General features: G+C 47.3%; 5 protein-coding genes. 3 read left to right on the top strand and 2 right to left on the bottom strand.

All coding sequences use genetic code 11. The annotated features are described in order from the left end of the window. Positions 1–53: 53 nt before the first annotated feature. The gene (locus tag T504_RS0111970) at positions 54–1,277 is read right to left on the bottom strand and encodes an MFS transporter (RefSeq protein WP_033171296.1); all 1,224 of its coding nucleotides are present in this window, start codon (positions 1,275–1,277) and stop codon (positions 54–56) included. A 209-nt stretch (positions 1,278–1,486) separates the two neighbouring features. Here T504_RS0111970 and eno point away from each other — a divergent pair, with 209 nt between their 5' ends. Further along, positions 1,487–2,788 (top strand): phosphopyruvate hydratase, encoded by a 1,302-nt coding sequence (gene eno / locus T504_RS0111965; protein ID WP_033171295.1) that lies wholly within the window; start codon positions 1,487–1,489, stop codon positions 2,786–2,788. A 169-nt stretch (positions 2,789–2,957) separates the two neighbouring features. On the opposite strand, the gene T504_RS0111960 is transcribed toward eno, so the two are convergent. Beyond that, positions 2,958–3,272, bottom strand: coding sequence for a hypothetical protein (locus tag T504_RS0111960; RefSeq protein WP_033171294.1), 315 nt, complete (start codon positions 3,270–3,272; stop codon positions 2,958–2,960). A 251-nt stretch (positions 3,273–3,523) separates the two neighbouring features. On the opposite strand from T504_RS0111960, the gene T504_RS0111955 reads away from it, so the two are divergent. Continuing rightward, entirely contained in the window at positions 3,524–4,003 is a 480-nt protein-coding gene (locus T504_RS0111955; RefSeq protein ID WP_033171293.1) for a MazG nucleotide pyrophosphohydrolase domain-containing protein, read from the top strand. 345 nt (positions 4,004–4,348) lie between these two features. After that, positions 4,349–5,626, top strand: a complete 1,278-nt coding sequence (locus T504_RS0111950) for an IS110 family RNA-guided transposase (RefSeq protein WP_072022736.1) — start codon at positions 4,349–4,351, stop codon at positions 5,624–5,626. Positions 5,627–5,727: the final 101 nt, after the last annotated feature.

The following is a 5,727-nucleotide window of genomic DNA, read 5'->3' as shown; positions in this document are numbered from 1 at the left end:
CCCCGCCGCCGGCGACTTACCTCGAACACGAACTGGGTGCTACTCCTCCTATTTCACCGAACCACCTGCGCCAAAACGCCCCTGCGCCGGAAAGATATTCCCGTATAAACGGCCACCACCAACAAACCGATGCCAAAGGGCAGGAAAATTATATTCAGCTTCAGATATTCTCCCAAAGCCCCAGCCGCCACAACACCCAAAGGACTTGCTATATACGAGGTGCATTTAAAGACACTGAAAACTCTGGCCATCATTTCTTGCGGCGTTTTTATCTGTATGAGACTGGCATTCAACACCGAAACAAAACCTTCCGACAGGCCGATCAACCATGCGCATACATAAGGCACCAGCCCTCGATTGACATACAGGCCAGCGATACCAAGCCCGCCTAGCAAAAAGCCTCCCGCCAGCATTCCCCCTAATCTAGATACCTCCAGTTTCGCATTTACTTTCGCCACCCAGTAGCTCCCCATAACACTTCCCACTGCTGCCAGCAGCATATACCGGGAAAAAGCGGCCGTATCAAATTGACTCTCAGAAAAATAAGCCGGCATCAAGGATTCTGTCGGCGCGGAAAAGAAATTTCCGCCAAAGGTCACCAGCATGACGGCCAGGATAATCTTTTCCTTCTTGATAAAAGCAAAACCACGGTTCAGCTCTTCCCGGAAGGAAAAATCCTGCCGGCCTTTTTCTTCTTTTTCCTCTGCTGGCAGCTTAATTTTCAATAAGGACAGGGCTGCCAGGACAAACGATAGGCTATCGATAGCCATGGCTCCCGTAACATCGAAGCGGGCAATCAAGATTCCGGCAAAGAAATACGCGGTAATCTGCAAAACCTGCATGACTACACTAAGGGATGCACTGGCCTTTACCAAGTCTCCCCTAGGAACCAGCACGGGAATAATCGCATTCCTGGCCGATATGGAAAGGATACTGAACAGTGTCTGAACCACGATAAAGAGGAACAGCAGGCCTACATTCAAGCTATCCTGGACGTATAAGCAAAACAAAACCATCAGATTGACAGCCTGTACCAAAGACGACAGTACCAATATCCTCTTTTTCTTCCACCGGTCTACCAATACCGAGGTAAACAGGGATACGACAAGAAACAGGATTTTTATGACGAAAACACAGCTCATAAGAAGGGTTGATTTCGTTACATAAAACGTTAACTGAGCCAGGGCGATATCATCGATAAAATCACCACTGGAACTGATGAGATTTCCCATAAAGTAATAAAAAAAATTTTTATTATTCCTCAACAAACCTATCATTTTGACTGCCCCTATCTTCAAATCTTTCGCTTGATGCGGGCATAGGCTTAAAAGCCCTGTTCCTAGTTCCTATCCTACTCCTTTTTATTTTTTTCGCAAATGTGACTTCCCAGCATTTAATATTTTAGTTGATAAATCTTCTCAAATATACTAAAATACTTATGTTGATAGCATTTCTCATTTACCTATTTATAAGCAGGAGGTATAATATGAAAGAATATTTGAAGATTATGCAGGTCATCGGCCGGGAGATTATCGATTCCCGTGGCAATCCGACCGTCGAGGCCGAGGTCATCCTCGCTGACGGCACCATGGGCCGTGCCGCTGCACCGAGCGGTGCTTCCACGGGTGAATTTGAAGCTCTGGAATTACGTGATGGGGACAAATCAAAATTTGGCGGTAAAGGCGTGTCGAAAGCCGTCGCCAATGTCAATGAGATAATCGCTCCCGCCCTCGTCGGCGAAGATGCTTCGGACGGCTATGCCCTCGATGCCATCATGTTCGAACTCGACGGTACCGAAGACAAATCAAAACTCGGCGCGAATGCCATTTTGGCTGTTTCGTTGGCGGCAGCCAAAGCCGCTGCCAAAGCCGAGGATATTCCGCTCTACCGCTACTTTGGCGGCATCAATGGCAACCAGCTTCCCGTCCCGATGATGAACATCTTAAACGGCGGCGCTCATGCCTCAAACTCCGTCGATACGCAGGAATTCATGATTATGCCTGCCGGTGCCCCGAGCTTCCGTGAAGCTCTGCGCTGGTCAATCGAGGTGTTCCATTCCCTGCAGTCTCTGCTCAAAAAAGAGGGCGAAACGACCGCTGTCGGCGATGAAGGCGGCTTTGCCCCGAACCTCAAATCCGACGAAGACGCCATCGAGCATATCCTGCAGGCCATCAAAGACGCCGGCTATGAGCCGGGCCGCGACTTCGTACTCGCCATGGATGCCGCTGCCTCCGAGTGGAAGAGCGAAAAAGGCAAAGGCTTCTACAAACAGCCAAAATCCGGGCGCGAGTACACCTCCGATGAGCTTATCGCCCATTGGGAATCCCTCGTCGACAAATACCCCATCTACTCCATCGAGGACGGCCTGGATGAGGAAGACTGGGACGGATGGCAGAAGATGACGGAAAAACTCGGCCACAAAGTCCAGCTGGTGGGCGATGACCTCTTCGTCACGAACACCAAGCGCCTCAAGAAGGGCATCGAGCTTGGCTGCGGCAATTCCATCCTCATCAAGCTCAACCAGATTGGTTCGCTCTCCGAGACCCTTGAGGCCATCAAGATGGCGCACAAAGCCGGCTACACGGCCATCGTCTCCCACCGTTCCGGCGAGACTGAGGACACGACGATTGCCGACCTGGCCGTAGCACTCAACACCGCCCAGATCAAGACGGGTGCCCCGTCCCGCTCCGAGCGCGTAGCCAAGTACAACCAGCTGCTTCGCATCGAAGAACAGCTCGGCAGCAGCGCTGTTTATCCAGGCAAGAATGCCTTCGGCTTCAATCGTTAATACGAAAAGCTTATCCCTATCCCCTATTCTCACACACAAAAAAGGGACGTGAAAAATCCCTTTATATCGACCTAAAATATAAAAGCCTTCATAAGATTGATGAATCTACCTTATGGAGGCTTCTATGTATTTATCCACGCACTTTTACCAATTACAGTTTGCAGTCCCATCATCCAAACCGGACAAACGATGCCTGCTTATCCATCTGCCAGCGGTTTGCCATCTCCGGTTCCAAACTGCGGTTATAGGATACACAGACTGCCTGTCCCGACCCCCAGTCTTTCTCCTGCAGCCGTTCCCGTAACGCCTCCATGAAATCCCTGGTCGCCTGCGGGCTGGAGCCAATCGAAAGCTGCTCCAGTGAGATGAAATCCGTCACCCTGTCATAATGAATCCGTCCATCGAGATTCATGTCCGTCCCCAGGCTGTAGGCGATATCCATCGCATTATTCTTCTCCCGCAAAACTTCTACCCAAGCAAACATGCCCATCACGCTCCTCTGCTATTTTGCTCTTGTATACAGTATACTACCATTATGTTTATTGCACAATTACTTTTTATGAATGCTTATTATTTGCTATCATATATCCTATATATTCTCCCTCATTGCGACATGAAACTAGGTCCATGCAGGAAACGCCCCTCGGATCATTTTGCCTTTGGCAAAATCCGGACAATGGCGTTATAATTACGCCTGTAAGAAGTTCTCCAGCTGACAGGAAGAGAAGGTCCGTTATGAATCACGATGAAGTAAAACGTCTCGAAACAATCGTCAAAAAACTCCAGTCCGATGATGGCTGTCCCTGGGACAGCACCCAAACCCATGACAGCGTAAAACCGGGCTGCATTGAAGAAGCCTGCGAAGTTTTGGCCGGCATCAATATTCTCCGGGAAACCGGCAATGCCGAAAATCTGAAGGAAGAATTGGGCGACCTGCTGCTGCAGGTAATTTTCCATGCCTGCTTGGCCGAAAAAGAAGGGCTGTTTACCCTGCAGGATGTGGCCAAAGCCGCAGCCGACAAAATGATTCGCCGTCACCCACAGATCTTTCACGAACCGCTGACCGATGAAAACGGCGATCCCGTCACCGATTGGAAGGAAATCAAGAAAATGGAAAAACGCGGCCGGGAATGGGAAGACGACTTTCTGCCCGCCGCCTTCCGCGAGGGCCGGGAACTAATCACCCGCGCCGAAAAGCGAAAAGGGCTGCGATAAGCATCCCGGAAATGCACACAAAAATGGCGATTCGCATGAGCAGTACGAATCGCCATTTTTGCTGTGTATTATATTTAGTACCATGTTAAGTACAGGGAAATGCATATCATTTGTGCTTTTCCAGCTGTACTTATTTTTTTATAATGAGAGGGAGTAATTGGACTGGCGATGTTAATTAATTGGGTTGTCTATGTACACATCCGCTCCTAAAATCGTCATCCATCCCCTTATTATGAAACCTTCGATTCAGCAGATTGAGCTCTAACGCTCGTGTAACCAACTAAATTGATCCATGATAAGTGCGGACGGAAGTTACCCTAATTTTATGTATCTGGAGTGATAGCAATGATCAGTGTGGGGATAGATGTCTCCAAAGAGAAAAGTACTATAGCAATCTTCAAGCCATATGGCGAAATTGTTGCCAAGCCATTTGACGTAAAGCATACTAAGGAGGATTTGCAGAGTCTGGCAGCTATGATTAGACATCTCAATGATGAAGTGCGCGTGACGATGGAATCTACAGGCATCTACCATTGGCCAGTTCTGCAGACTTTATTAGCCAATGACATTTTTACTGTTGTAGTGAATCCATATGCCATGAAGCTGTATAGGAAACAGTCTATACGCAAAGGGAAAACCGATAAGATGGACGCTATGGCGATTGCACAATATGGGCTGGATCACTGGGTAAATCTGGAAAGCTTCGAATCGACGCAACCCATATATGATGAATTGAAGCTCTTAGGCCGAAGATATCGCCACTATATGCGTATGCATATAGATAGTTTGCAGGAGCTCACGCATATCCTGGATATGACAATGCCAGGCATAAACAAAGTATTTGCAGGGTGGCAGGAACGTAGTGGCCGAAATAAGGTGGCCGATTTTGCTGCGGAATTCTGGCATTACGATAATATAACCAAAATGTCTGAAAGCCAATTTGTAAAGAACTATGAGAAATGGAATAAAGAAAAGGGATACCGTATGAACGAGACCAAGGCAGTTGAAGTATATACCTTAGCTCGCAACAGTATCCCCACGCTTCCAGTCAACTACTCATCCGCGAAAATGATGGTACAGGAAGCTGTTCGAGTACTCCAAAGTGTGGATGCAACTCTCTATAAAATATTAGCACAGATGAAAGAGCTCGCCAAGAGTTTGCCAGAATATGGTGTTGTGCGCAATATGGGTGGTGTTGGTGATGTGCTGGCGCCTAAGCTGATTGCCGAAATAGGTGATGTACGCCGCTTCCACAGCGGAAAAGCTTTAATTGCTTATGCCGGACTGGATGCGCCGCCTTACCAATCAGGAAAGTTTACAGGGACAGAACGACATATATCAAAAAGAGGCTCATCTAATTTGAGGAAGATTGGATATGAGGTAATGCGCTGTCTAAAATGTCATTCAGCGCCAAATGATAGTCAGGTATACGATTTTATCCTTAAAAAGGAAAAAGAAGGCAAGAATAAGGCCGTAGCAAAAATTGCAGGGCTGAATAAGTTTCTTCGGATCTATTATGCTCGTGTAAAAGAGGTGTATAGAGAAAATGATTATATCCAAAATAGATGTCAGAAAAATCTAACAAGTAAATTAAAAAATAGAAACACAAAAGGCCTCGCATGAGCAGTACGAGACCTTTTGTGCTGTGTATTATATTTTAGGAGCCTGCTATCAGTGTTAAACAAAAAGTGCTTGACAACTGTTAGCAGATTTTAGGAGAGCTT

Origin of the sequence: Selenomonas sp. ND2010 (assembly GCF_000702005.1) — a bacterium.
In the GTDB taxonomy this organism is placed as follows: Bacteria; Bacillota; Negativicutes; order Selenomonadales; family Selenomonadaceae; genus Selenomonas_A.
The sequence above is the reverse complement of the archived record's forward strand: the minus strand, read 5'-3'. Positions and strand labels throughout refer to the sequence as shown.

What these genes read in the sequence shown, in the direction of transcription:
- eno (WP_033171295.1), top strand. Translation starts at nt 1,487, where the DNA reads ATGAAAGAATATTTGAAGATTATGCAGGTCATCGGCCGGGAGATTATC.
- T504_RS0111950 (WP_072022736.1), top strand. Translation starts at nt 4,349, where the DNA reads ATGATCAGTGTGGGGATAGATGTCTCCAAAGAGAAAAGTACTATAGCA.
- T504_RS0111960 (WP_033171294.1), bottom strand. Translation starts at nt 3,272, where the DNA reads ATGTTTGCTTGGGTAGAAGTTTTGCGGGAGAAGAATAATGCGATGGAT.
- T504_RS0111970 (WP_033171296.1), bottom strand. Translation starts at nt 1,277, where the DNA reads ATGATAGGTTTGTTGAGGAATAATAAAAATTTTTTTTATTACTTTATG.
- T504_RS0111955 (WP_033171293.1), top strand. Translation starts at nt 3,524, where the DNA reads ATGAATCACGATGAAGTAAAACGTCTCGAAACAATCGTCAAAAAACTC.